Here is a 24,201-nt window from a genome sequence, read left to right as displayed (position 1 = left end):
GCGTCATAATCGGAAAAATTGACGATCCTTTTCATTCAAATCGTTTTGAAAAGATGTTTTCTCTTGTTTTTCGTCAAGGAAGCCGGTGGACCGGTTGGGGCCCACCGGGTCACCTTACGACATGGTTTTCTGCAAATTGCGATCCACGGCATCCAGAAAGCCGGTCGTCGAGAGCCACTTCTGATCCGGGCCAACAAGGAGGGCCAGATCTTTCGTCATCTGGCCACTTTCGACCGTTTCGACGATGACTTTCTCCAACGTGGAGGCAAAGGCGGCAAGACCCATGTTCTCATCGAGCTTGGCGCGGTGCTTCAATCCGCCGGTCCAGGCAAAGATGGAGGCAATCGAGTTGGTCGAGGTCGCTTCGCCCTTCTGATGCTGGCGATAGTGGCGGGTAACGGTGCCATGGGCTGCTTCTGCTTCAACGATCTTGCCGTCAGGTGTCATCAGCTGTGAGGTCATCAGCCCAAGAGAGCCGAAGCCCTGAGCAACCGTATCGGACTGCACATCCCCGTCGTAGTTCTTGCAGGCCCAGACGAAGCCGCCGTTCCACTTCATGCAACAAGCCACCATGTCATCGATCAGGCGATGCTCATAGTGAATGCCCTTTTTCTTGAAGTCGGCTTCGAACTCCTCTTCATAGACCTTCTGGAAGAGATCCTTGAAACGTCCGTCGTAGGCTTTCAGGATTGTATTCTTGGTGGACAGGAAAACAGGCCAGCCGAGCGACAGGCCATAGTTGAAGGAGGCACGGGCAAAATCGATGATGGAGGCGTCCAGATTGTACATTGCCTGAGCCACGCCAGCACCGGGGGCGTCGTAGACTTCACGCTCGATGACGGTTCCGTCTTCACCGACGAATTTCATGGTCAGCTTTCCCTTGCAGGGGAAGTGGAAATCTGTCGCGCGATACTGATCGCCAAAGGCGTGGCGGCCGATGACGATGGGCTGGGTCCAGCCGGGAACAAGGCGCGGTACGTTGCGGCAGATGATGGGCTGGCGGAAAACCACGCCGCCCAGAATGTTGCGGATGGTGCCGTTGGGCGAGCGATACATGCGTTTGAGGCCAAATTCCTCGACCCGCTGCTCGTCGGGGGTGATGGTGGCGCACTTGATGCCGACGCCGTACTGTTTGATGGCTTCGGCGGCATCCACCGTGATCTTATCGTCTGTGCGATCCCGTTCCTCGATGCCCAGGTCGTAATACTTCAGGTCGATATCCAGATAGGGCAGGATCAGCTTCTGTTTGATGAAATCCCAGATGATGCGGGTCATTTCATCGCCGTCGAGTTCGACGACCGGATTATCAACCTTGATCTTGGACATGTATGTGACCTCGTTATGCATGGTTCTGACCTTGACGACAGCGTCACCATTCGGATTTCCTATAGGTCATCATGTCGGTCGGTCAGTGAGTAAAGAGAATATGTCGCCCGTATAGCATCCAAGTGGATTTGGGCATAGGGCACGCAGGGTCACCCTTAGTCTTACGCGGCGGCACGCATGGGCCTGTCTTGATGACCTTGAGGGCGAAATCGCTCGGTCGCCGACAATGAACCGCATTTTTGCTCCCGGTGGGCTGTTGTTGGCAGAAGGGGTTGAAAAATTGCCATGATTGGGTCACTACAGACGCCGTCCCGGAATTTCACCAACGCCGCTTTTTTTGCAGCCATGTTCAAGTGGCATGTCGGCAGGGTTGATCCCTTTTTCGGGCTGATTTGAATTGGACAAAAGAAAGACAAGAAAATGGATCCGGTGATCATTCTGGTGGAGCCGCAACTGGGCGAGAATATCGGTACGGCTGCACGTGCCATGGCGAATTTCGGGGTGACGGACCTGCGCCTTGTCCGGCCGCGTGATGGCTGGCCGAGCGAGAAGGCGCGCAATGCGGCGAGCCGGGCCGATCATGTGATCGAAAAGACCGGTATTTTCGAAACGCTGGAAGAGGCGCTGGCCGATCTCGATTTCGTCTATGCGACCACAGCCCGCCAGCGGGACATGCTCAAGACCGTGCGGCATCCGGTCGAGGCGGCGCAAGTGATGCGCAAGACCGTGTCCGCAGGGGGCAAGGTGGGGGTTCTGTTCGGGCGCGAACGCTGGGGCCTCAACAATGATGAGGTGGCGCTGGCCAACGAGATCCTGACCCTGCCGGTCGATCCTGACTTTGCTTCGCTGAATATTGCTCAGGCCGTGCTGATCATTTGCTACGAGTGGCGCATGTCGGGCAATGATCGTGAAGCCGCCTTGCCATTTGAAACCCCTGATGTGCCACGCGCCAGCAAGCAGGACATGGTCAACCTGTTCGAGCATCTCGAGCAAGCGCTCGATGAAGCTGGCTTCTTCCGCCCGCCTGAAAAGCGTGAGCATATGGTGCGCAATCTCAAGACCATCCTGCAAAAGGGCGATTGGGCCGAACAGGAAGTGCGCACGTTACGCGGCGTTGTCGCCGCGCTGCAGCGTCGCCATGAACGCCATTAGCGCTGACATCATGAGCCGCTGACTTTATAAACCCAAAGTGTGCCACCGGACCTGATGCAGGGTCATCCGGCCACTTTGCTCTTGAAGGATCTTGACATGCTGCGCGAGAAGGATCCTCGCATTCTGGTGTTCGATTCCGGCCTTGGCGGATTGTCCGTTCTGTCCGCTCTCGGCGAAACCTTGCCGCAAACCGACTATATCTATCTGGCGGACAATGCCCGTTTTCCCTATGGCGATCTTGACGACGATGTATTGACCTCGGGCCTCGTGACGCTTTTGGCCGAGGCCTGCAAGACCTATGCCCCAGACCTCATTGTAATCGCCTGCAATACGGCCTCCACGGTTGCGCTGGGCGCCTTGCGTGAGGCCTTTAGCATTCCAATCGTCGGGATCGTGCCTGCAATCAAGCCGGCGGCTCAGGCGACCCAGAGCGGCCATGTGGCGGTGCTGGCAACGCCGGGCACCATCCGGCGGGCGTATACGCAGGATCTCATTCGCGATTTTGCCGAAGGGGTGAAGGTGGATCTGATCGCCTGTCCCGGTCTGGCAGGACTTGCCGAGGCCTTTGTGGTGGACGACAAGCGCGATGATGCGGCGGTGAGGGCCGTTCTGTCGCCGCTTCTGGACGGTCCGGCCTTTGACAGCGTTGATGTTGTCGTTCTGGGATGTACCCATTATCCTCTGCTGTTGCCGGTTCTGGAGGATCTGGTCGTGCGTCCGCTCTTCTTCATTGATCCCGCGCCAGCGGTGGCGCGACGGGTGATGCACCTTCTGGGGCAGGAATGGCAGGACTGCCTTGTTGGTTCCCCCAATTATCGCGAGACGCTGAAATCGCGGGTCCGGTTCGTTGCGACCGGTGGCGGTGAGGAACGCTTGCAGCAGGGGTGGCTGAGGCTTTTGCATCGCTCGGATGCCGTTCGGCACATTTGAGGTGGGAATTGCGCAAATTTCTGCCGGTTTGAACGCAAACTGGTTTGACTCCTGAGGTCAAACCTTCTAAACACCACTCAATCGTCGCGGGGCTGGTCATACTGGCCCCCTTTGATTTCGACGCACCCGTGAGGCTTGAGGGGCGCAACCTTGAGCTTCTGTCGGATCCGGTTTCGGCCAATGATCCTAGGAGGGGCGCGTTTTCTCGATAATATGAAAACAAGGAAAACTCGCGAATGACTAAGCGCCATTCTCAGAAATACAAAATTGACCGCCGTATGGGCGAAAACATCTGGGGTCGTCCGAAGTCCCCGGTGAACCGCCGCGAATATGCTCCGGGTCAGCATGGCCAGCGCCGTAAAGGCAAGCTGTCTGACTTCGGTATTCAGCTGCGCGCCAAGCAGAAGCTCAAAGGCTACTACGGCAACATCTCCGAGAAACACTTCCTGCGTATCTACAAGGAAGCAAACCGTCTTAAAGGCGATACCTCGGAAAACCTGATCGGTCTGCTCGAATCCCGTCTGGACGCCATCGTATACCGCTCCAAATTCGTGGCTACCGTGTTCGCTGCTCGTCAGTTCGTGAACCACGGTCATGTCAAAGTGAACGGCCAGCGCGTCAACATCCCGTCCTACCGCCTTAAAGCGGGTGACGTGGTTGAAGTGCGTGATCGTTCCAAGCAGCTCGCCTTTGTTCTGGAAGCAACCCAGCTGGCTGAGCGCGATGTGCCTGATTACATCGAAGCTGACCACAGCAAGATGACCGCAACCTACAAAGCTGTTCCGCAGCTGGCTGATGTGCCGTATCCGGTTGTGATGGAACCGAACCTCGTGGTCGAATTCTACTCCCGCTAACGGGACGCGATCAGAGATCTGGATTTTGCAAAAGGCTGCCATTGGCAGCCTTTTGTGTTTGTTGCTGTTGAGCCCTTCCGCCGCTTTTGATACATCTGCGGGGCATATTCCCAACCGGAAAGAGACCTGATGAGTGATAGTGCCGCCTCCCTGATCGCCGCGTCTGAGCCCGTTCAGGATGAGGATGATCTGTGCCATCCGATGTTCCGCAAGGCGCCGAGCAGTGTTGCCTTCAAGAAGCTGCGCAAGCGGCTGTTGCGCAATGTTCGGTCGGCCATGGACGACTTCAACATGAGCACCAAAAAGCAGAAGTGGCTGGTCTGCCTGTCTGGCGGCAAGGACAGCTATGGTCTTCTGGCGATCCTGTTGGACCTCAAATGGCGCGGTCTGCTCGATGCGGAGCTTCTGGCCTGCAACCTCGATCAGGCGCAGCCGGGGTTTCCATCTGACGTCTTGCCGCGCTATTTTGAAGAAAATGACATTCCCTATCATATTGAGCGGCAGGATACCTATTCCATCGTCAAGGAGAAGATCCCCGAAGGAAACACCTATTGCTCGCTCTGCTCGCGCTTGCGGCGCGGCAATCTCTATCGGGTGGCGAGAGAACACGGCTGTGACGCGGTTCTTCTGGGTCATCACAGGGATGACATCCTCGAGACCTTTTTCCTCAATCTGATGCATGGTGGTCGTCTTGCGACGATGCCGCCAAAGCTAAAGAACGAGGAGGGGGACCTGATGCTGTTCCGGCCGCTGGCCTATTGCGAGGAGAAGGACTTGCAGAAGTTTGCCGAAGCAATGCAGTTCCCGATCATCCCATGCGATCTGTGCGGTTCGCAGGATGGATTACAGCGTCAGCAGGTCAAGGCCATGCTGCAGGGCTTTGAAGCCCAGCACAAGGGCCGCACGCAGGTGATGTTCCGCGCGCTCTCCAACATCCGCCCCTCGCACATGCTCGATACCAAGCTGTTCGATTTTACCGGCCTCTCTATTGACGACGACCGGGCCGGGGATGACAGCGACGATACCGATGGTTGCGCCGCCGTGTCAGCGCTCACGGATGGTTTCCTGACCATGCATGAAAATTAAGGCCTCAACGGCGTGTTTATGCTCTGATCATACAAAAAGCCCGGATCATTGATCCGGGCTTTTTTTCTAGTTCAGTGTGGTGCGGATCGCCAATCAGGCGGTGACCTTGGAATTTACCAGGGTCTGGAGTTCCTGACTCTGGAACATCTCGCGGATAATGTCACAACCGCCGACGAATTCACCCTTCACATAAAGCTGTGGGATGGTTGGCCAGTTGGAATAATCCTTGATGCCCTGACGCAGATCGTCGTTTTCCAGCACGTTGATGCCCTTGTAGGGCACGTCAAGGTAATCCATGATCTGGACAACCTGACCGGAGAAGCCGCATTGCGGGAAGGTTGGCGTGCCTTTCATGAAAAGCACAACGTCGTTGGATTTGACCTCGTTTTCGATCCAGGCCTTGATATCGCTCATGTAAACGTCCTCGTTTCGTCTTTGCTTTTATCTGCGTTGTATCGGCTGTTGTCCGGGACGCCGCTAGAGGGAACGCAGATCCGGCAAGTGCCGGTGCGATGGGTTTAATCCGGGATGGATGTTTGCAGAGCCAGAGCATGCAGCTCGCCGCCCATGTTGCCTTTCAGGGCTTCATAGACCATCTGGTGCTGTTGCACGCGGGACTTTTCGCGGAAGCTTTCCGAGACCACTTCGGCGGCAAAGTGGTCGCCGTCGCCGGCAAGATCGCGAATGACGACCTTGGCGTCTGGTAGGGCTTCCTTGATCAGGGTTTCGATTTCTCGGGCGTCCATTGGCATGCTGCTGCTCTCCTCGGTACAAAGTGTGGCAGGAAAGTTGGACAGACGCAAATAGCAGATCAGTGAATGGAGTCTGCTTCCGCGTGTTTGCCGGTTCTGCCTTTCTTGGCCATCTTCCCCTTGTATCACCAATTTTCAGGTGAGCCGATAGGGAAAGATGCTGTTTGCGCTAGCGTCTCCTTTGAGACAGGTCTGGGTCAAGCTGAAAAATCAGACAATCACCAGTCTAGACCCGGACTAGACATTGTGCAGTTTGTCCGCGCCCTGTTCCTCAGATTTCCTTGGCCATATAGGCGGGGAACCAGGTCTCGTGTGCCTTGACAAGATCTGCAACCGGGACCGAGCCGTGGCCGGCGAGGCTGAGGGCTTCACCTTCAACAACACCAATGACCTCGGCTAGGACACCGCTCTTGCCGGCCTGAGCCAGAAGGGCATTGGCTGCCTCCTTGTTACAGGTGACCACGTAGCGTGCCTGATCCTCCGCGTAGAGGGCAATATGGGGATCGTTCGAGGGCAGTTCAATGGTGCATCCGAGGCCGGAACGCATGGCCATTTCGGCAACGGCAACACCTAGTCCGCCGTCGGAAATGTCGTGCGCTGCATTGATTGCGCCGGAGCGGATCGCGTCGCGAACAAAGGCACCATAGATTTTTTCAATCTCGAGATTGACCGGCGGTGGAGCCCCTTCCTCACGCCCGAGCATTTCGGCGAGATAGAGGCTCTGGCCCATTTCGCTGCCATGGCAACCGATGAGGATGATCACATCGTCTTCGGCCACGAAACCATTGCCGACAGAGACGGTGACGTCGGGCAGCAGGCCAACGGCACCAATGGCCGGGGTAGGCAGGATTGCTTCGCCGGAGGTCTCGTTATAGAGCGAGACGTTGCCCGAGACGATTGGCATGTCGAGGGTTTGGCAAGCCTCGCCGATCCCTTTGATGCAGCCGACGAACTGGCCCATGATTTCGGGCTTTTCAGGATTGCCGAAGTTGAGGTTGTCGGTGGTGGCAAGAGGCTCTGCGCCAACCGAGTTGAGGTTGCGCCAGCTTTCGGCGACAGCCTGCTTGCCGCCTTCGAACGGGTCTGCCCTGCAGTAGCGCGGGGTGACATCAACGGTGAAGGCAAGGCCCTTGCCGGTGCCATCGACACGGATGACGCCTGCATCGCCACCGGGGCGCTGCTGGGTGTTGCCCTGAATCATCGTGTCATATTGCTCCCAGACCCAGCGACGTGAGCTCAGGTTCGGGCTGCCGACCATCTTGACAAGGCTTGCCAGAAGATCGTTGGGCGCGGGGATGGTCCCATTGTCGAGCTTGGCGAGTTTTTCACTCTCGATCCATGGGCGATCATATTCGGGGGCTTCGTCACCCAGTTCCTTGATCGGCAGATCAGCAACCAGCTCGCCATCAAAATAGATGCGGAAGCGCAGATTGTCGGTGGTCTCGCCGACTTCGGCAAAGTCCAGTTCCCATTTGCGGAACACCGCTTCGGCGGCTTCGCGTTTTTCCGGGTGCAGCACCATGAGCATGCGTTCCTGGGATTCGGACAGCATCATCTCATATGGGGTCATGTTTTCTTCGCGCACTGGAACCTTGTTGAGGTCCAGATCGATGCCGAGGTTGCCCTTCGCGCCCATTTCAACGGCGGAGCAGGTGAGGCCTGCCGCGCCCATGTCCTGAATGGCAATGACGGCACCGGTCTGCATCAGCTCGATGGTGGCTTCCATCAGGCGTTTTTCGCTGAAGGGGTCGCCGACCTGAACAGTAGGACGCTTTTCCTCGCTGTCATCGTCGAACTCGGCCGAGGCCATGGTGGCTCCGCCGACGCCGTCGCGGCCGGTTTTGGCACCAAGATAGACAACCGGCATGCCGACGCCCTTGGCCTCAGAGAGGAAGATCTTGTCCGCATCTGCAAGGCCCGCCGCAAAGGCATTGACGAGGCAGTTGCCGTTATAAGAAGGATGGAAGTTGACTTCGCCGCCAACGGTGGGCACGCCAAAGCTGTTGCCATAGCCGCCAACGCCAGCCACGACGCCGGATACAACGTGCCGGGTGCGCTCATGCTCAGGTTCGCCAAAGCGCAGGGAGTTCATGGCCGCAACGGGACGGGCACCCATGGTGAAGACATCGCGCAGGATACCGCCAACGCCGGTGGCCGCGCCCTGATAGGGCTCGATATAGGAGGGATGGTTGTGGCTTTCCATCTTGAAGACGACCGTCTGGCCATCGTCAATGTCGACCACACCGGCGTTCTCGCCGGGCCCCTGCAGCACGCGCGGGCCTTTGGTTGGCAGGGTGCGGAGCCACTTCTTGGAGGACTTGTAAGAACAGTGCTCGTTCCACATGGCCGAGAAGATGCCAAACTCGGTGAAGGTCGGCTCACGTCCGATCAGTTCGAGAATGTGGGCATATTCTTCAGGTTTGAGGCCATGGGAGGCGATCAGTTCGGGAGTGATCTTTGGTTCGTTCTGGATCATGCCACCTTCTCCAACAGGCTTTCAAACAGGCCGCGGCCATCAAGGCCGCCGTGCAGGTCTTCAATCAGATTTTCGGGATGCGGCATCATGCCCAGAATGGTGCCACGGGCATTCATGATGCCTGCGATGTTGTTGCGCGAGCCGTTGATGTTGGCCTCTGGGGTTGTTTCGCCTTTCACATCGGAATAGCGGAACAGCACGCGGCCTTCATCTTCGAGCATCTTCAGCGTTTCATCGTCGGCAAAGAAGTTGCCGTCGTGATGGGCGACCGGGCAGCGCATGACCTGACCAGCTTGATAACTACTGGTAAAGATCGTGTCCGTGCGTTCAACGCGCAGCAGGGTTTCCTTGCAGATGAAGTTAAGGCCCGCATTGCGCATCAGCGCGCCGGGCAGGATGCCGGTTTCTGTCAGGATCTGGAAGCCGTTGCAGACGCCGAGAATGCGGACGCCCTGTTTGGCCTTCTCCAGAAGGTCGGCAACAATCGGCGACCGGGCTGCAATCGCTCCGGAGCGAAGATAGTCACCATAGGAGAAGCCACCGGGAAGGATGATCAGATCAGCCTCGGGGATTTCGGTCTCGGCGTGCCAGACCATCATCGGGTCGGCACCGGAAACGGAGCGCACGGCTGCTGCCATGTCGCGCTCACGATTGGTTCCGGGGAAAACGAGGATCGCAGTTTTCATGAAGTCCTGCTCCGTCAGTTGAATGGCCGGGATCCGGCCGGATTACAGAAGAAAGAAGATGGCGAGCGCCGAGGCGATGACCGGGATCAGAATGAAGATGGCAGCCTTGATCAGCATGAAGCGGATGGCCTTGGCGGCCTCCTCGCGCTGGTCGATGCGGGCAGGCTGCGTCAATTGATCTTCGTTCTGGTCGGTCATGGCCGGGGTCCAACCTCTTACCTTGTGGTCACATGCTGCCCGGCACGATGGCGGGCGCGTGTCCTACTGCGTCAGAGAATGTCGATGTGGTAATTCTCGATAACGGTGTTGGCGAGGAGTTTTTCGCACATGTCAGTCAGCTTGGCTTCGGCCGCAGCCTTGTCGCCTTCGCTCAGTTCAATGTCGATCACCTTGCCCTGACGCACAGACTCGACGCCGTCAAAGCCCAGCGAGCCCAGAGCGCCTTCGATGGCCTTGCCCTGAGGGTCCAGAACGCCGTTTTTCAATGTTACGGTGATACGTGCCTTCATCTTACTGCTTTCCCTGTGTGTCGCCCCGTGGTTGGAAATCAGGGAGGTCCCTGACAAGACCCGTTGATCGGCCCGGGGGAGAAGAAATGGCAAAGGCAGGAGCGGGCTCCTGCCTTTTTTGATTATTTGACCAGAACCGGGCCTGTGCCCTTGTGTTCGGGATTTTCGTTCATGATGCCAAGGCGCCGCGCGACTTCCTGATAGGCTTCGAGCATGCCGCCAAGATCGCGGCGGAACCGGTCCTTGTCGAGCTTGTCGTTGCTCTCGATGTCCCACAGGCGGCAGGAATCGGGGGAGATCTCATCAGCAAGGATGACGCGCATCGTGTCGCCCTCGAAGTAGCGACCACATTCGATCTTGAAGTCGACGAGGCGAATGCCTGCTGCCCGGAACATGCCGCAAAGATAGTCGTTGATGCGGATGGCCAGCGCCATGATGTCGTCGATTTCCTGCGGGCTCGCCCAGCCAAAGGCGGTGATGTGCTCTTCGGAGACCATCGGATCGTCCAGACTGTCGTTCTTGTAGCAGAATTCGATGACCGAGCGCGGCAACTGGGTGCCTTCCTCAAGGCCCAGACGCTTGGCAATGGAGCCGGCCGCCACGTTGCGCACGATGACCTCGAGCGGAATGATTTCGCATTCCTTGATCAACTGTTCGCGCATGTTGATGCGGCGAATGAAGTGGGTCTGGATGCCCATATCATTGAGATTTTTGAAAATGAATTCGGAAATCCGGTTGTTCAGAACGCCCTTGCCGTCAATGATTTCGTGCTTCTTGTTGTTGAAGGCGGTGGCGTCGTCCTTGAAATGGCAGATAAGCGTACCCGGTTCTGGACCTTCATACAGAATTTTGGCTTTGCCTTCATAGATTCTGCGACGACGATTCATGAGCGTAATACCGTTTCATTGAGCCCCTAAAGGGCTGGTGTATTGGAGTGAAAAGCCCTGACGCTTTTCGTGCGAACAGTCGGCTTTTTTCGTTTCAATTCTGTGTCACTCAGGCCGCTTGCTGCTGATCGCCCGAGGGGTTCGATTCTGACCCTCGCCCTTCAAGGGGAGAATCAGGCCGGACCATCTCTGGACTATAACGCAAATCGAGCGTGCGGCGGGAAGCCAAGTCGCGATTTCGGTTGGTTTCGCGCTGTCTGACGCGCAGTCTGGCGCACAGGCACGGTGATTAGCGAATTTTGAGCCAATTCTCAATCTTGGAAACGCACAAAACGCAAGTTTTTTGCGATGTTCGGTTGATCGTTCGCTTGTTGGCATCATGGCGCAAGGACCAAACCTTGAAATGCGCACAGTTGGACCGCCTACGACGGATTGATAAGACGGCCAATTTCAAGTGGTGTGCCGAAGCCAATGGCGCTTGTGGTATAATGATGTGGCGCTGTGCCGAGGTCTCTGTTCAGGCCGTGATGCGACGAAAGTGGGAGGGATATAGAAAATGGTCCTGTTGTTTTCTCAACGGTACTGAACATATACGGGAAGGTAGGTATGCGCTCGGATTGATCCGAAGGGGAGAGGCTTGATGACAACATTTGATAAGCGTGAACAAAGCTATGAAGCCGGGTTCGTGCATGATGAGGAAACGCGCTTCAAGGCGACGGCACGCCGCAACAAGCTTCTGGGGCTCTGGGCCGCCGAAAAGCTGGGTCTTGAAGGGGAGGAAGCAGAGAATTACGCAAAGGAAGTGGTGCGTTCGGACTTTGCCGAGCCGGGCGAGGAGGATGTTTTCCGCAAAATCCAAGCTGACTTTCAGGAAAACGCGGTGGATCAGTCCGAACATCAGATTCGGCGGCACATGAGCCAGTTGCTCGCGGTTGCACTGGAGCAGATCAGGATTGGCTAATGATGCGTGTGCCAGCCGCGTTCAGCGTTTGGCGCCGCTATTATCCTATATTCTAAATCCTTTAAATTAGAATTCTGCCAAGGTTTCGGCTTCATTTGATCTAGGTCAGAGCAAAGCCGCGCTTTTCTGCGCATTCTTCGATAAGAGGAATGTTATATGCGTCTTTTGTTCGTCCGGGCAAACGGTGCAGGGAAAGGGAGGAGGACCCTCGATGCTGAAGCTGACGGCCATATTTTTCATTGTCATCGCACCGACGTTGGCAGGTATTTTTGCGCTGGTTCCATTGACTATGTATGGAACCCTTGATTTTGACCCGATGCTGTTCATCGCATTTGTGGTTGCGGGCGTTGTTCTGGCGCTCCCGGTATCTTGGTATGTTGCAAAGCGTGTCGATGCAGCCATCTCCAAGGAAAGACCGGCTGCGACTGCTTGATGCCCGCAATAGCTTGATATCTGTGATTGGGTGCAATGCAAAAGGCCTGACTGGTGTCAGGCCTTTTTTTGTTTCACGACAACTTGTTCATGAAGTTGGCGAAAGTCATCAGGCCTTCGGGCCATGGGCCCTGACCGCTGTGTTCATTCAGGTGGCCGGTGTCGCCTGCGTCGACCAGCTGGGATCCCCATTTTGCGCTGAAATGCTCTGCCGTTTCAAAGGCGCAATAGGGGTCGGAGCGTGAGGCGACAAGGATCGAGGGAAAGGGCAATGGCGCTTCCGGGATCGGGGCAAAATGGCGAATGTGGCCCGGCACGTGATCATCGCTTTCCACGTTTGGCATCCCGACCAGAAATGCTCCACTGACAATGCCGGGCTTTATGCCGTGTGCAGCCTTGACTGCAGCGACGACACCCAGAGAATGGGCCACAAGAACAGCGGGCCGGGTGGCTTTTTCAACGTCGGCGATGATGTTGGAGACCCATGCCTCCATTTGCGGATTGGCCCAGTCTTGCTGCTCAATGCGGCGGGCAGACCTGATCTTGTCCTCCCACCGGGATTGCCAGTGATCGGGGCCGGAATTATCCAGCCCCGGTATGATGAAAATGTCCGCTTCAGACGCTTTCATGAGACTCCTTTCGGGTTGCCCCTATCGGCGAGGCCTCAAGCTTCGCCGAACACGCGTTTGAAGATCACGTCAACATTCTTGGTGTGATAGCCAAGGTCGAAGCGATCCTTGATTTCCTCTTCCGAGAGATATTGACGCACGTCTTCGTCTGCAAGAAGCTCGGTGAGAAAATCGACGGTGGCGTTGCCTGCCATGTGATAGCTCTCCCAGACCTTCATCGCATTGCGCTGCACGAGGCGATAGGCGTCTTCGCGAGAAGAGCCTGCCTGAGTGAGGGCCAGCAGAATGCGCTGGGAATGCACGAGACCGCCCAGGCCGTTCATGTTGCCCAGCATGCGCTCGGGATAGACCAGCAGCTTGTCGATAACGCCGGTAAGACGCACAAGGGCGAAGTCGAGCGTTACGGTCGCATCTGGGCCGATCATGCGCTCAACGGAGGAATGGGAGATATCGCGTTCATGCCAGAGGGCGACATTCTCAAGGGCAGGCGTGACGGCAGAACGCACGATGCGGGCAAGTCCGGTAAGGTTCTCGGTCAGGATCGGGTTGCGCTTGTGCGGCATGGCCGAAGAGCCTTTCTGGCCCTTGGAGAAGAATTCCTCTGCTTCGAGCACTTCGGTGCGCTGCAGGTGGCGGATTTCTGTCGAGACGCGCTCAACGGACGATGCGATCACGCCAAGGGTGGAGAAAAACATGGCGTGACGGTCACGCGGGATGACCTGTGTGGATACTGGCTCGGGCTGAAGGCCCATGGCTTCTGCCACATGTTCCTCAACGCTGGGGTCGATGTTGGCGAAGGTGCCGACGGCCCCGGAAATGGCACAGGTGGCGATTTCGTCGCGGGCCGCAATGAGGCGGGTCCGGCAGCGATCGAATTCTGCGTAGGCTTCGGCCATCTTGAGGCCAAAGGTCACCGGCTCGGCATGGATGCCATGAGAGCGGCCGATGCAGACGGTGTCCTTGTGCTCGAAGGCGCGGCGTTTGGTGGCCTCAAGCAGTTTATCAAGGTCGGCCAGCAGCAGATCGGCAGCTTTGGTCAACTGGACGTTGAAACAGGTGTCCAGCACGTCCGAAGAGGTCATGCCCTGATGCACGAAGCGGGCGTCGGGGCCGACAATTTCGGCCAGATGGGTGAGGAAAGCAATGACATCATGCTTGGTCTCGCGCTCGATCTCGTCAATCCGGTCGATGTCAAAGGTCGCCGCGCTGCCCTTTTCCCAGATAGTCTTTGCTGCGCTTTCCGGGATGACACCCAGCTTGGCGAGCGCATCGCAGGCATGGGCTTCGATCTCGAACCAGATGCGGAACTTGGTTTCGGGAGACCAGATGTCGACCATGTCGGGCCGGGAATAACGAGGGATCATGTCGGTTGCCTGTGTTCGTTTGTGGGACCCCTTGGGAGCCTCGCCAGAAGCAGGACCAAAGGGAGGAAAAGGGCCGGATATGCGACGGGCATATCATGGTATGCACTATCAGCAGCGCGCGCTTTATTGGGCTTTTTGGGCGGCTTTGCGAAGGTTTTCGATTTCTCTGCGATAGTCGTCCACGCTCTCGCCCTTGAAAATGGCAGAACCGGCAACCAGCACATTTGCGCCAGCCTCGACAACTTTTGGCGCAGTTTCAACCGTGACGCCGCCGTCAATCTGGATGTCGATGTCACGATCACCAATGATTTTCTTTACGCGGCGGGTTTTCTCGATCACTGAGGAGATCAATGACTGACCACCAAATCCGGGATTAACCGTCATCAAGAGCACCATGTCGAGGCGGTCGAGCACATATTCGATGACGCTCTCATGGGTTGCGGGGTTCAGTGAAACGCCTGCCTTCTTGCCCATGGCCTTAATGGCCTGAAGAGAACGATCAAGATGTGGACCCGCTTCGGCATGTACGGTGATCATGTCCGCGCCCGCCTGGGCAAAATCTTCCAGATACGGGTCGGCAGGCGAGATCATCAGATGCGTGTCGATGATCTTGTCGGTATAGGGGCGAATGGCCCGCACGACTTGTGGCCCAAACGTGATGTTGGGCACGAAGTGGCCATCCATGACATCGACGTGAATCCAGTCGCACCCGGCCTCGTCAATGGCCTTGACCTCTTCGCCAAAGCGGGCGAAATCCGAAGCGAGAATGGAAGGGGCGATGATGATGGGCCGCGCCATGGTTGTTGATCCTGTCGTGTCATTGGGATGTTGGCTTCGCGGGTAGCATATGGGCGGGGTTTGGGCAAGCTTCCGGGTGGGGGGGGTGACGAATTGTTTTTGATTTTGCAGGCAATCGGTGCAAATATTTCGCGGATCAACGCAAGAGACGAGGCCTTGGCGCTTTTGTCCTGATAAAATGCGGGAAGTGATTGCTCTTTTGTATTTTGTTTGTATATTGGTGGTATTTCCGGGGCGTTGGCGTTCTGCTGTCAAATCCAGCCTGTCTCAAATGATACTGTGGTCCCGTTTCAAACGATGCTCCCTTGATGTCGGGTCACCGAGGGCTGCCGAGTGGAGTCAATTTTGATGAGTAACGAAGAAAAAAGCCATGACGTCCTCGTTCTTGGAGCGGGGATTGTGGGTGTCAGCACCGCCTTGCATTTGCAGGCTGCGGGGCAATCGGTGGTGCTGGTTGATCGACGTGAGCCGGGGGAAGAAGCCTCCCATGGCAACGCTGGCGTCATCGAGAAGGATGGCATGATCCCTCTGACCATTCCGAGCAATCCGATTGAGGTGGCGAAATATGCGTCCAATCGGCAGATCCACATGCACTATCATCCCACGTTCATGCCCAGGCTTGCGCCATGGCTGTTTCGCATGTGGCTGTTGTCCAATGACAAGGGCATCGATACCTACGCCCGGGCGATTGCCCCGCTTAGAGCGGTAGCGGCAGACGAACATGCGCATTTCGCCAATGAAGCAGGAATAAACGAGCAGTTTCGCGCCACTGGCTGGATCCACCTTTACCACAGCGCCAAGAGCTTTGCGTCAACCGAAGGGGCGCGGCGCTATGCGGCTGAGTTTGGGGTCGATTATGAGGTGGTCAAACAGACCGATCTCGAAGAGCTCGAACCGCACATGCAGTTTGACAAGGACGATCACGCCATCTTTTGGAAAGGCTGCGTGTCTGTCTCTTCGCCCAAGACCGTGACCAAGGCCTATGCAGCGCTATACGAGAGCCGCGGCGGACGCTTCGTCAAAGGGGATGCCAGGAGCCTCAAACGGGAAGGGGATGCTTGGGTCGTCACCACCGAGGCTGGCGATGTCAAGGCCAACAAGGTGGTTGTTTCGCTGGGGGCATGGAGCCTCGATCTGCTCAAACCCATGGGCTACAGCTTTCCGCTTGCGGCCAAGCGCGGCTATCATCAGCATTTCGCCAGCAAGGATGGAGCCTTCCTCAATCGCCCCGTGGTGGATGAGGACGTCGGTTTTCTGATGACCCCGACCGAGGCGGGCATCCGGATGACCTCAGGCATTGAGTTTGCCGCGCGGGACACGAAGAAAACACCGGTGCAGATCTATCGTGCAACCGAATGGGCCCGGCATCTCTATCCACTTGGGGCACCGGTTGAGGATGAACCTTGGATGGGCTTCCGGCCATGCTTCCCGGATTCGCTGCCGCTCATTGATCGGGCGGACAACCATCCCGGCCTCTACTTCAATTTTGGCCATGGCCATTTGGGATTTGCGACGGGGCCGGTGACTGGCCGAATGATGGCCGATATGATCATGGGGCGCGAGCTATCCTATGATGTGAAAGGCTTTTCTGCAGGCCGGTTCTAGGGCAGGGTGGTTCTTCAAGAACAAGAAACGACGCTGGTCTGAACGGGCCAGCGTCTTTTTTGCCTCACGCGTCACTCGACCAGCGGCAGAGCGGCGGTCTCCTTGACGGTGGAAACGACGATGCGCGACTGAACATCCGAAACCAGTTCGGAATTGAGCAGTTTGTAGCACAGAAAATTGTCGTAGGCCTTGATGTCTTCGGTGATGACCTTGACCAGATAGTCGACAGCACCGGTAATGCGTTCGCAGGTGACGACTTCGGGCCAGACGCTCATCAGCTTGTCGAATTCTTCCATGTTTGTGCGGCTGGGCACGGTGAGTTTGACAAAGGCATAGGAGACAAAGCTCAGGCCCACGGACTCGCGATCTATGATCGCGGTGATCTGCTTGAGAACGCCCGTTTCCTTGAGTTTCTTGATACGGCGCCAACAGGGCGTTTGCGACATGCCAGCCTGCTTTGCGACTTCCGCGATGGAAAGTGATGCGTCACTCTGCAAGACTTTGAGGATGCGCACGTCCCCTGAATCCAGTGTCATTTTTTCCATATCTAGCTCACATTAGAAATATTTTATTCGAAGGCTACAAAGTATTTTGGGGCTTGTACATGATTATTTTTATTCAATTCGAGCTGCCCTAGGAAAGAAAAGCACTCGATTTGAAAGGAATGTGAAGAAAAAGCCCCTGTGGCTCGACGAGGTAAAACAATTCTTCCGCCGAGGATTGTGGATTACGTCGAACAGAATCATCGCTAGGACGAAAACATCGCTCGCCACGTGGGGAAGGGGTCTTCGGGTGCCGGCGTGGCCTCATAGACCCCTCTGGCGATGGCACGGGCCATCGTCGCTGCGCCATGAGCGCCGAGCATCCCAAAGCCGTCATCTCCATTGGGCAGATCCTTGCTGCCTGTGGACAGCGCGAAGATCAAATCCCCATCCATTGGAGAATGGGACGGCCAGAGCGCGCGAGCAAATCCGGTGTGGGCCATGATCGCAAGGCGCTTTGCCTCGGGCTTGGTCAGTTTGGCATCGGTGGCGATGATGCCGATCGTGGTGTTGCCACCCAGTCCGGTCGGTAGGCCGCCGGTGGGGGCATTGCGCATGGCGTCCAGCTTCGTGTAGGGGATGGCTATGTCTTCGGGGAGTTCCTTGGCATGACCGAGCCCGCCGAATTCTGCATTCTTCTCGAAGGGCGCGGCCCAGAAATGGGGTGTCTCGCCCATTGTCGCGCGCCCCACGGCATTGACCGCGACCAGCGCACCGATGCGAATGCCGTCGTCTGTTTGCATGGATGCGGAGCCCAAGCCCCCTTTCAGTCCTGCCGTGAAGGCGCCTGTGCCCGCACCATGGCTGCCGAGAGAAAAATCTTGGGCTGCTGCCTCTGCAGCCTCCCAGCCAAGCTCCCAATAGGGGCTCTGGCGGGACCATGACTTGTCGCCGCCATTGATCAGGTCGAACAAAATGGCGCTTGAGACGATGGGAACACGCACCGGTCCGATGGCAAAGCCGCGGCCTTGTTCTCGCAACCAGGCTTGCACGCCACCTGCAGCATCGAGGCCATAAGCGGAGCCGCCGGACAGAACAAGCCCGTCGATATGTTGCACGCTCTGTTCGGGGGAGAGGAGGTCTGTGTCCCGGGTGCCCGGCGCGCCCCCCAGAATCATGCACGAGGCAATCATCGGCCGGTCGCACAGAAGTGCTGTCGTTCCTGATTTCAACGTCAGATCAGTGGCGTTGCCGACCTTGAGACCATCGATATCCGTGATGAGATTGTTCATTTGGTTTCCTTGCGTCCGACTGAACTCCCTGACCCTCATGTGCCATCCTGACTGGACAACACAAGTTAGGGAGCTCTGTCTGCGTCAGCATAACGAGGCTTTTGGTCAGGACCAAGCCCGCATTGGCAAGGTTGGCGGTGTGGTTGGTGCATCTTGTTGCGAACGGGCCGGCATAGCTACGCAAAAAGAAAAGCCCCATTGCTGAGTGCAAAGGGGCTTTCCATTTTATTCAAGAGCGGTCAGATCGTCAGATCTGTGATACCGATCTTATTTGTAGGAGTATTTGCCTTCGCTCCATTCGTACCAGACATAGCCTGGCAGGGTGACGTCGCCTTTGTCGTCGAAGGACAGGTTGCCAAGAACGGTGGAGAATTCGCCTTCGTTCAGAGCTTCGTTGACAGCGTCATAGTCGGTGGAGCCAGCCGCTTTAACAGCATCAGCCCAAGCCTGGATCGCAGCGTAGGTGTAAAGAACATAGCCTTCGGTGGTCAGGCCTTTGGCTTTGAATTCTTCCACAACCGGTGCTGCTTCCGGGTTAAGAGCCGGATCCGGGGAGAAGGTCATCAGGGTGCCTTCGCCAGCGTCGCCGGTGATGGACCAATATTCGTCCGTCACAAGAGCGTCACCAGAGATCAGGACGGTGTCCATGCCCTGTTCGCGCATCTGACGAACGATCAGGCCTGCTTCGGTGTGATAGCCACCAACATACAGAGCGTCGATACCAGCCTGTTTGAACTTGGAGACCAGCGCGGTGTAGTCTTTTTCACCAGCGGTATAGGCTTCGTACATTGCAGTTTTGCCACCAAGAGCTTCGAAAGCTCCCATGGTCTGATCAGCAAGACCCTTACCGTAAGCGGTTTTGTCGTGGATGATGGCCACCTTCTTGTCGCCGAACTCTTCAAAGAGCAGTTTACCGGCAACTTCACCCTGCTGGTCATCACGACCACAGACGCGGTAGGTGCCGCCATCCGGATTCGGACGTTCGTCGGTGAATTTCGGGTTGGTGGAAGCCGGCGAAATCTGCACAAGGCCTTCTTCAGCATAAACTGCGGACGCAGGAATGGAAGAGCCAGAGCAGAAGTGGCCAGCCATGAAGACAACGCCTTTACCAACCATCTGGTTGGCTACAGCAACAGCCTGTTTCGGATCGCAGGCGTCATCGCCAACTTCCAGCTTCAACATTTCGCCGTTGATGCCGCCAGCTTCGTTGATGTCTTCAACCGCCTGCTCGGCACCGATTTTCATCTGCATGCCGAAGGAAGCATACTGACCGGTCATTGGGCCTGCAGTTGCGATCACGATATCGGCCATTGCGGCGCTGGACATAGCAATAGAGCCAGCAAGGGCGACGCCTGCCAAAAGTGCTTTTTTCATCAAAACTCTCCCATGAGATGTTTGGCGTGTTCCGTTGCGCCTGATTGAGCGCAACAATCTGGTAGTGATTTTATTTTTGAACCTTACGGTTGGTTGGATTAGGGCTGAAATTTATAAAACATTCAATCCCCTTTTTCTCCTTCACAAATTGAACAATCGATTATGTCCCGCATGTGTCGGAGCGAGTGTGGCGTGTGTCGTCACACCCGATCTTTTGCTGATCGGCTCTGGCCTACCGCTCTTTCCAGGAAAGAGGGCTGACCTTTTGATAGAGCCAATGATACTGCCTTACCATCTGATTTGTGCGTGTATAGCGGTAACCCAGCCAGCAGAAGGCTGTCAGGATTACGAAGGTGACCAGATAGTAGTAGAGGGACAGCAATTGTCCTTCATAGAGGCCGTAATTCAGAAATCTTACTGCTGCGGTCAGAAGCAGCATGTATAAAAATATTTGCCAATTCGGACGCCAGCTCAACGCGATGGCTCTGCCTGACATCCAAGCTGCTCCGCCACCCAGAAAAATGGTGAGGACGAGAAAGGCGGCGATGGTATTGTCCCAAAGAAAGTTCATGACAACCGTTCCTTTTGCTTAGTGCCGTCCGCCTTCGAGATAGGCTGCCTGAACTTCCGGATTGGATAGAAGTTCCTTGCCGCCACCTGTCAGGGTGATCTGTCCATTGATCATCACGTATCCGCGATGGGCGAGGCGCAGCGCATGATAGGCATTCTGTTCCACGAGAAAGACCGTCAGACCCTGCTTTTCATTCAGCTCCTTTACCACTTCGAAGATCTGCTTGACCACGAGAGGGGCAAGACCCAGAGAAGGTTCGTCCAGCATCAGAAGCTTGGGGCGGGACATCAGGGCTCGGGCGATCGCCAGCATTTGCTGTTCGCCCCCTGACAGGGTGCCGCCCCGTTGACTTTGACGCTTTTCCAGAATGGGGAAGAGGTCAAAGACCATCCTGAGGTCTTCATCAATGTGGGCGTAGTTGATGACTGCTGCCCCCATCTGAAGGTTTTCCATGACGGTCATGCGGCCAAAGATCCGGCGTCCCTCGGGAGACTGAGCGATCTGTTTGTGCGCAATCTCATGGGTTGGCAGCTTGGTGATGTCCTCGCCGCGGTAGATGATGGAACCGGCGCGGGCACGCGTGATGCCGCAAATGGTCATCATGGTGGTTGATTTACCGGCACCGTTGGCACCGATGACGGTGACGATCTCGCCCTCATTGACATCAATGTCGATGCCGCGCAGGGCAACGATCTTGCCATAATAGGTTTCGACGCCTCTCAGGCTCAGGAGTGGCTGGCTCATGAGGTCTGCTCCTCCTTATGCGAGAAATGCGCTTCTGCTTCGGCTTCCTCAACCTCTTCGTCATCGACACCAAGATAGGCAGCAATCACGCTGGGGTCATTCTGGACATGATTGGCATCGCCGTCCGAGATCTTCACGCCATAATCGAGAACGACAACATGGTCGGAGATCTCCATCACCATGCTCATGTCATGTTCGATCAACAGAACCGCCGTGTCGTCTGTCTTCCGGATGGAATAGAGCAGTTGGTTCAGCTCATGGGTTTCCTTGGGGTTCAGACCTGCAGCCGGTTCGTCAAGGCAGAGCAGTTCCGGACCCGTGCACATAGCACGGGCGATTTCCAAACGGCGCTGGTCGCCATAAGGCAAGTCTGCGGCGGGGTCATCTGCCCGGTCGATCAGCCCGATCCGCTCAAGCCAGCCTTTTGCTTTATCGATCGAGGCGGTTTCGGACCTGCGGAAGCTCTTGAGACCAAGGACGCCGCCCACAGTGAAGTAGGAATCCTTCATCAGTTTGTTGTGTTGGGCGATCATCAGGTTTTCCAAAACGGTCATGCCGCCGAACAGACGGATGTTCTGGAAAGTCCTTGCCACTTTGGCGCTTTGCGCGATCTGGAAATCGGGCATCCGTTCCAGAAGGAGCTGTTCGCCGTTTAACCGTTTCATGGTGATCCGGCCTTCAGTGGGTTTGTAGAAGCCCGTGACGCAGTTGAAGACCGTGGTCTTGCCGGCACCGTTGGGGCCGATCAGAGCGGTGATGTCATTGCGGCCAACCTCGAAGGAAAGGTCATCGACCGCAACCAGACCGCCAAAGCGCATCGTGAGATGCTCGACGGTCAGGATGGGATTGTCGTTCCAAGTGTTCATCCTTCGCCCTCCGCAACCAGATCGCCCGAGACGGCTTTCTTCTCTTTAAGATAGACAGACGGGGCGCGACTTGAGATCAAACCACGCGGTTTCCAGACCATGATGAAGACCATCAACAGGCCGAAGACAAGCATGCGCAGCTCTTGTAGATCTCGGAAGAGCTCAAAGCCGCCGATCATGACGATGGAGGCGATGACGACGCCGATCTGGCTACCCAGCCCGCCAAGCACCACGATGGCCAGAATGATTGCCGATTCCATGAAGGTGAAGCTCTCTGGCGAAATGAAGCCCTGCCGGGTGGCAAAGAATGCGCCGGCGAAACCGCCGAACATAGCGCCAAGCGAGAAGGCTGTCAGTTTGGTGTTGGTGGTGTTGATCCCCAGAGACCGGCAGGCGATTTCGTCCTCACGCAGGGCTTCCCATGCGCGGCCAATCGGCAATTTGCGCAGGCGCATTGTCACGAAGTTGGTAACGAGAGCCAGAATCAGGATGAGATAGAAAAGGAAGATCACCCTGTGCAGTGAGGAATAATCAAGGCCGAAGAAATCGGCAAATCCGTCCTTGCGCTTGAATTCAAGGCCGAAGAAGGAGGGGCGCGGAATGCGGGATATGCCGTCGGGGCCGCCGGTGAACTGGTACCAGTTGAGCAGGACGACACGGATGATTTCCCCGAATGCTAGCGTCACGATGGCGAGATAGTCGCCGCGCAGACGCAAGACAGGGAAGCCCAGAATAATGCCCCAGAAGGCTGCCAGAATACCGGCAAGCGGCAGGCAGACCCAGAAGGAGAGATCAAAATAGTGGGCGAACAACGCGTAGGAATAAGCGCCAACCGCATAAAAGGCCACATATCCGAGGTCAAGAAGACCGGCGAGGCCAACCACGATGTTCAGACCCCAGCCGAGCATGATGTAGGTGAGAACCAGAATGCCAAGGTCAATCATATAGCGATCGCCCCAAAACGGCATCGAAACAGCCAGCGCCAGAAGGGCGGGGCCGAAAAAGGTGCCGATTTTGGTCAAGGCTTCCGTTGATGGCAGGACGGATTTGGCCGCATCTGCGACGACGTTTTCACCGCGCCAGACGAGCAGGCTGATCAGGAAGCGACCAATCGCAACCACAACAACCATCCAGGTAACCAGTTCCCACTGGCTGGTGAGGACAAGGCCGCCTGTCGCGGTCTTTGTTCTCATGCCCACGAGGATCCACGTCAGGCCAAGGGTTACCAGTGCCGCTAGGCCCGCATCCTTGAGAGCGGCACCTACGCGGCTATCGTTGAGAAACTGCATCTTACACTTTCTCCACTTCAGGCTTGCCTAGCAGGCCGGACGGCAGGAAGATCAACACAATCGCGAGGATCGAGAAGGCTGCCACGTCCTTGTACTCCACCGAGAAGTAACCGGACCAGAAGGTCTCGATCAGGCCGATGAGCAGACCGCCAAGCATGGCGCCGGGAAGCGAACCAATCCCGCCAAGGACAGCGGCCGTGAAGGCTTTCACCCCGGCAAGGAAGCCGATGTAGAAGTCGATCACACCGTAGTAGAGCAGGAACATGATGCCTGCGACCGAGGCGAGCGCTGCGCCCATGACGAAGGTCAGGGAGATCGTGCGGTCGACATTGACACCGAGAAGGGCTGCCATTTTCTGATCCTGTTCGCAGGAGCGCTGGGCGCGTCCGAGCGATGTCTTGTTGATCAGGAGGGTAAATCCGACCATGAGCAGGAATGTCGTCACGATGATCAGGATCTGCATGTAGGACAACTGGACCGCAAAGCCATTGCCTTCCATCAGGGTGAAGCCACCAGTGATTTGTGGCGGCAGCGGCTTGACGCGTGCGCCCTGAACGACCTGAACGAAGTTCTGAAGGACAATCGACATGCCGATGGCCGTGATCAGCGGAGCCAGGCGGAAGGAGCCTCGCAAGGGGCGATAGGCCAGACGCTCGACACCCCATCCCCACACCGATGTCATCAGCATCGATATGATGAGGACGATCAAGAGGGCAATGGGAAGGAAAGTGACGCCCATGGCTGTTACGGCCAGAAGCGCGATCAACGCGATGAATGCGCCAACCATGAAGATGTCACCATGGGCAAAGTTGATCATGCCGATAATGCCATACACCATGGTGTAACCAATGGCGATGAGACCGTAAATAGACCCCAGTGCGATACCATTGATCAGCTGTTGTATAAAATATTCCATTTGACTCGCTGTTCCTGAGTTCTCTGTGGCTTTGGACCACTTATTATGATGGAAGGTGTTGTTTTGTTTTTATATGAGAAAGTTCTCGCCAACTTTTTTAGCAAGAAGTGGCTAGGAGTACAAATAGTTGAGTCGAGAAAACAAACAATTTCAGCGTAATTCGAAAAATATGTCTATAATTTAGCCAAATTCGGCGTGAATGCTGGTATATTTGGCACTG

26 protein-coding genes are annotated in these 24,201 nt (G+C 56.2%); 7 read left to right on the top strand and 19 right to left on the bottom strand.

Translation table 11 applies throughout. The features are described 5' to 3' along the window. Positions 1-114: 114 nt before the first annotated feature. Entirely contained in the window at positions 115-1,326 is a 1,212-nt protein-coding gene (locus CPH65_RS22680; RefSeq protein WP_096176576.1) for an NADP-dependent isocitrate dehydrogenase, read from the bottom strand. Positions 1,327-1,746: 420 nt separating this feature from the next. Here CPH65_RS22680 and CPH65_RS22675 point away from each other — a divergent pair, with 420 nt between their 5' ends. The 4 genes from CPH65_RS22675 to ttcA all read left to right on the top strand — a co-directional run bounded on the left by CPH65_RS22675 (position 1,747) and on the right by ttcA (position 5,348). Then, on the top strand, positions 1,747-2,478 hold the full coding sequence (locus CPH65_RS22675) for an RNA methyltransferase (RefSeq protein WP_172891567.1): 732 nt from the start codon (positions 1,747-1,749) through the stop codon (positions 2,476-2,478). A gap of 54 nt (positions 2,479-2,532) precedes the next feature. Beyond that, positions 2,533-3,408: a glutamate racemase gene (gene murI, locus CPH65_RS22670; RefSeq protein WP_096175974.1), complete on the top strand. Its 876-nt coding sequence runs from the start codon at positions 2,533-2,535 to the stop codon at positions 3,406-3,408. A gap of 236 nt (positions 3,409-3,644) precedes the next feature. Further along, on the top strand, positions 3,645-4,262 hold the full coding sequence (gene rpsD / locus CPH65_RS22665) for a 30S ribosomal protein S4 (RefSeq protein WP_096175973.1): 618 nt from the start codon (positions 3,645-3,647) through the stop codon (positions 4,260-4,262). A gap of 153 nt (positions 4,263-4,415) precedes the next feature. Beyond that, the gene (ttcA, locus tag CPH65_RS22660) at positions 4,416-5,348 is read left to right on the top strand and encodes a tRNA 2-thiocytidine(32) synthetase TtcA (protein ID WP_371359468.1); all 933 of its coding nucleotides are present in this window, start codon (positions 4,416-4,418) and stop codon (positions 5,346-5,348) included. 93 nt (positions 5,349-5,441) lie between these two features. On the opposite strand, the gene grxD is transcribed toward ttcA, so the two are convergent. From grxD to purC, 7 genes are all read right to left on the bottom strand, one after another. Further along, on the bottom strand, positions 5,442-5,762 hold the full coding sequence (gene grxD / locus CPH65_RS22655) for a Grx4 family monothiol glutaredoxin (protein WP_096175971.1): 321 nt from the start codon (positions 5,760-5,762) through the stop codon (positions 5,442-5,444). 104 nt (positions 5,763-5,866) lie between these two features. After that, the gene (locus CPH65_RS22650) at positions 5,867-6,100 is read right to left on the bottom strand and encodes a BolA/IbaG family iron-sulfur metabolism protein (RefSeq protein ID WP_096175970.1); all 234 of its coding nucleotides are present in this window, start codon (positions 6,098-6,100) and stop codon (positions 5,867-5,869) included. Between the two features lie 271 nt (positions 6,101-6,371). After that, positions 6,372-8,576: a phosphoribosylformylglycinamidine synthase subunit PurL gene (gene purL / locus CPH65_RS22645; RefSeq protein ID WP_096175969.1), complete on the bottom strand. Its 2,205-nt coding sequence runs from the start codon at positions 8,574-8,576 to the stop codon at positions 6,372-6,374. Further along, the gene (purQ, locus tag CPH65_RS22640) at positions 8,573-9,262 is read right to left on the bottom strand and encodes a phosphoribosylformylglycinamidine synthase subunit PurQ (protein ID WP_096175968.1); all 690 of its coding nucleotides are present in this window, start codon (positions 9,260-9,262) and stop codon (positions 8,573-8,575) included. The genes purL and purQ overlap by 4 nt, the downstream gene beginning before the upstream one ends. A gap of 42 nt (positions 9,263-9,304) precedes the next feature. Further along, positions 9,305-9,460, bottom strand: a complete 156-nt coding sequence (locus CPH65_RS24170; protein WP_172891566.1) for a phosphoribosylformylglycinamidine synthase-associated small membrane protein — start codon at positions 9,458-9,460, stop codon at positions 9,305-9,307. 71 nt (positions 9,461-9,531) lie between these two features. Next, a complete protein-coding gene (gene purS, locus CPH65_RS22635; protein ID WP_096175967.1) occupies positions 9,532-9,771 on the bottom strand; it encodes a phosphoribosylformylglycinamidine synthase subunit PurS in 240 nt (79 codons plus the stop codon). A 122-nt stretch (positions 9,772-9,893) separates the two neighbouring features. After that, the gene (purC, locus tag CPH65_RS22630) at positions 9,894-10,658 is read right to left on the bottom strand and encodes a phosphoribosylaminoimidazolesuccinocarboxamide synthase (RefSeq protein WP_096175966.1); all 765 of its coding nucleotides are present in this window, start codon (positions 10,656-10,658) and stop codon (positions 9,894-9,896) included. A gap of 640 nt (positions 10,659-11,298) precedes the next feature. On the opposite strand from purC, the gene CPH65_RS22625 reads away from it, so the two are divergent. Next, entirely contained in the window at positions 11,299-11,619 is a 321-nt protein-coding gene (locus tag CPH65_RS22625) for a DUF1476 domain-containing protein (protein WP_096175965.1), read from the top strand. A 211-nt stretch (positions 11,620-11,830) separates the two neighbouring features. Then, positions 11,831-12,052 carry a hypothetical protein gene (locus CPH65_RS22620; protein ID WP_096175964.1) on the top strand — a complete coding sequence of 74 codons (222 nt, stop codon included), beginning with the start codon at positions 11,831-11,833 and terminating at the stop codon, positions 12,050-12,052. A 73-nt stretch (positions 12,053-12,125) separates the two neighbouring features. Here the strand turns inward: CPH65_RS22620 and CPH65_RS22615 are convergent, their stop codons facing one another. The 3 genes from CPH65_RS22615 to rpe all read right to left on the bottom strand — a co-directional run bounded on the left by CPH65_RS22615 (position 12,126) and on the right by rpe (position 14,842). Next, entirely contained in the window at positions 12,126-12,680 is a 555-nt protein-coding gene (locus CPH65_RS22615) for an alpha/beta hydrolase (protein WP_096175963.1), read from the bottom strand. A 35-nt stretch (positions 12,681-12,715) separates the two neighbouring features. Further along, positions 12,716-14,044 (bottom strand): adenylosuccinate lyase, encoded by a 1,329-nt coding sequence (gene purB / locus CPH65_RS22610; protein ID WP_096175962.1) that lies wholly within the window; start codon positions 14,042-14,044, stop codon positions 12,716-12,718. A 123-nt stretch (positions 14,045-14,167) separates the two neighbouring features. Next, positions 14,168-14,842 (bottom strand): ribulose-phosphate 3-epimerase, encoded by a 675-nt coding sequence (gene rpe, locus CPH65_RS22605; RefSeq protein WP_096175961.1) that lies wholly within the window; start codon positions 14,840-14,842, stop codon positions 14,168-14,170. 348 nt (positions 14,843-15,190) lie between these two features. On the opposite strand from rpe, the gene CPH65_RS22600 reads away from it, so the two are divergent. Then, the gene (locus tag CPH65_RS22600) at positions 15,191-16,447 is read left to right on the top strand and encodes an FAD-binding oxidoreductase (protein ID WP_096175960.1); all 1,257 of its coding nucleotides are present in this window, start codon (positions 15,191-15,193) and stop codon (positions 16,445-16,447) included. Positions 16,448-16,518: 71 nt separating this feature from the next. Here the strand turns inward: CPH65_RS22600 and CPH65_RS22595 are convergent, their stop codons facing one another. From CPH65_RS22595 to CPH65_RS22560, 8 genes are all read right to left on the bottom strand, one after another. Continuing rightward, on the bottom strand, positions 16,519-16,992 hold the full coding sequence (locus CPH65_RS22595; RefSeq protein ID WP_096175959.1) for an Lrp/AsnC family transcriptional regulator: 474 nt from the start codon (positions 16,990-16,992) through the stop codon (positions 16,519-16,521). Between the two features lie 203 nt (positions 16,993-17,195). Continuing rightward, positions 17,196-18,221: a P1 family peptidase gene (locus tag CPH65_RS22590; protein WP_096175958.1), complete on the bottom strand. Its 1,026-nt coding sequence runs from the start codon at positions 18,219-18,221 to the stop codon at positions 17,196-17,198. 267 nt (positions 18,222-18,488) lie between these two features. After that, a complete protein-coding gene (locus CPH65_RS22585) occupies positions 18,489-19,595 on the bottom strand; it encodes a branched-chain amino acid ABC transporter substrate-binding protein (protein ID WP_096175957.1) in 1,107 nt (368 codons plus the stop codon). A gap of 232 nt (positions 19,596-19,827) precedes the next feature. Next, positions 19,828-20,166: a DUF6867 family protein gene (locus CPH65_RS22580; protein ID WP_096175956.1), complete on the bottom strand. Its 339-nt coding sequence runs from the start codon at positions 20,164-20,166 to the stop codon at positions 19,828-19,830. An 18-nt stretch (positions 20,167-20,184) separates the two neighbouring features. Further along, a complete protein-coding gene (locus tag CPH65_RS22575) occupies positions 20,185-20,910 on the bottom strand; it encodes an ABC transporter ATP-binding protein (RefSeq protein ID WP_096175955.1) in 726 nt (241 codons plus the stop codon). Then, entirely contained in the window at positions 20,907-21,776 is an 870-nt protein-coding gene (locus CPH65_RS22570; protein ID WP_096175954.1) for an ABC transporter ATP-binding protein, read from the bottom strand. Before CPH65_RS22570 ends, CPH65_RS22575 begins: the two co-directional genes overlap by 4 nt. Next, entirely contained in the window at positions 21,773-23,065 is a 1,293-nt protein-coding gene (livM, locus tag CPH65_RS22565; protein ID WP_096175953.1) for a high-affinity branched-chain amino acid ABC transporter permease LivM, read from the bottom strand. The genes CPH65_RS22570 and livM overlap by 4 nt, the downstream gene beginning before the upstream one ends. A 1-nt stretch (position 23,066) precedes the next feature. Continuing rightward, entirely contained in the window at positions 23,067-23,981 is a 915-nt protein-coding gene (locus CPH65_RS22560; RefSeq protein ID WP_096175952.1) for a branched-chain amino acid ABC transporter permease LivH, read from the bottom strand. Between the last annotated feature and the right edge of the window lie 220 nt (positions 23,982-24,201).

The sequence above is a fragment of the Cohaesibacter sp. ES.047 genome (assembly GCF_900215505.1).
GTDB lineage: Bacteria > Pseudomonadota > Alphaproteobacteria > Rhizobiales > Cohaesibacteraceae > Cohaesibacter.
This window is presented reverse-complemented; position numbering and strand designations above follow the sequence as displayed.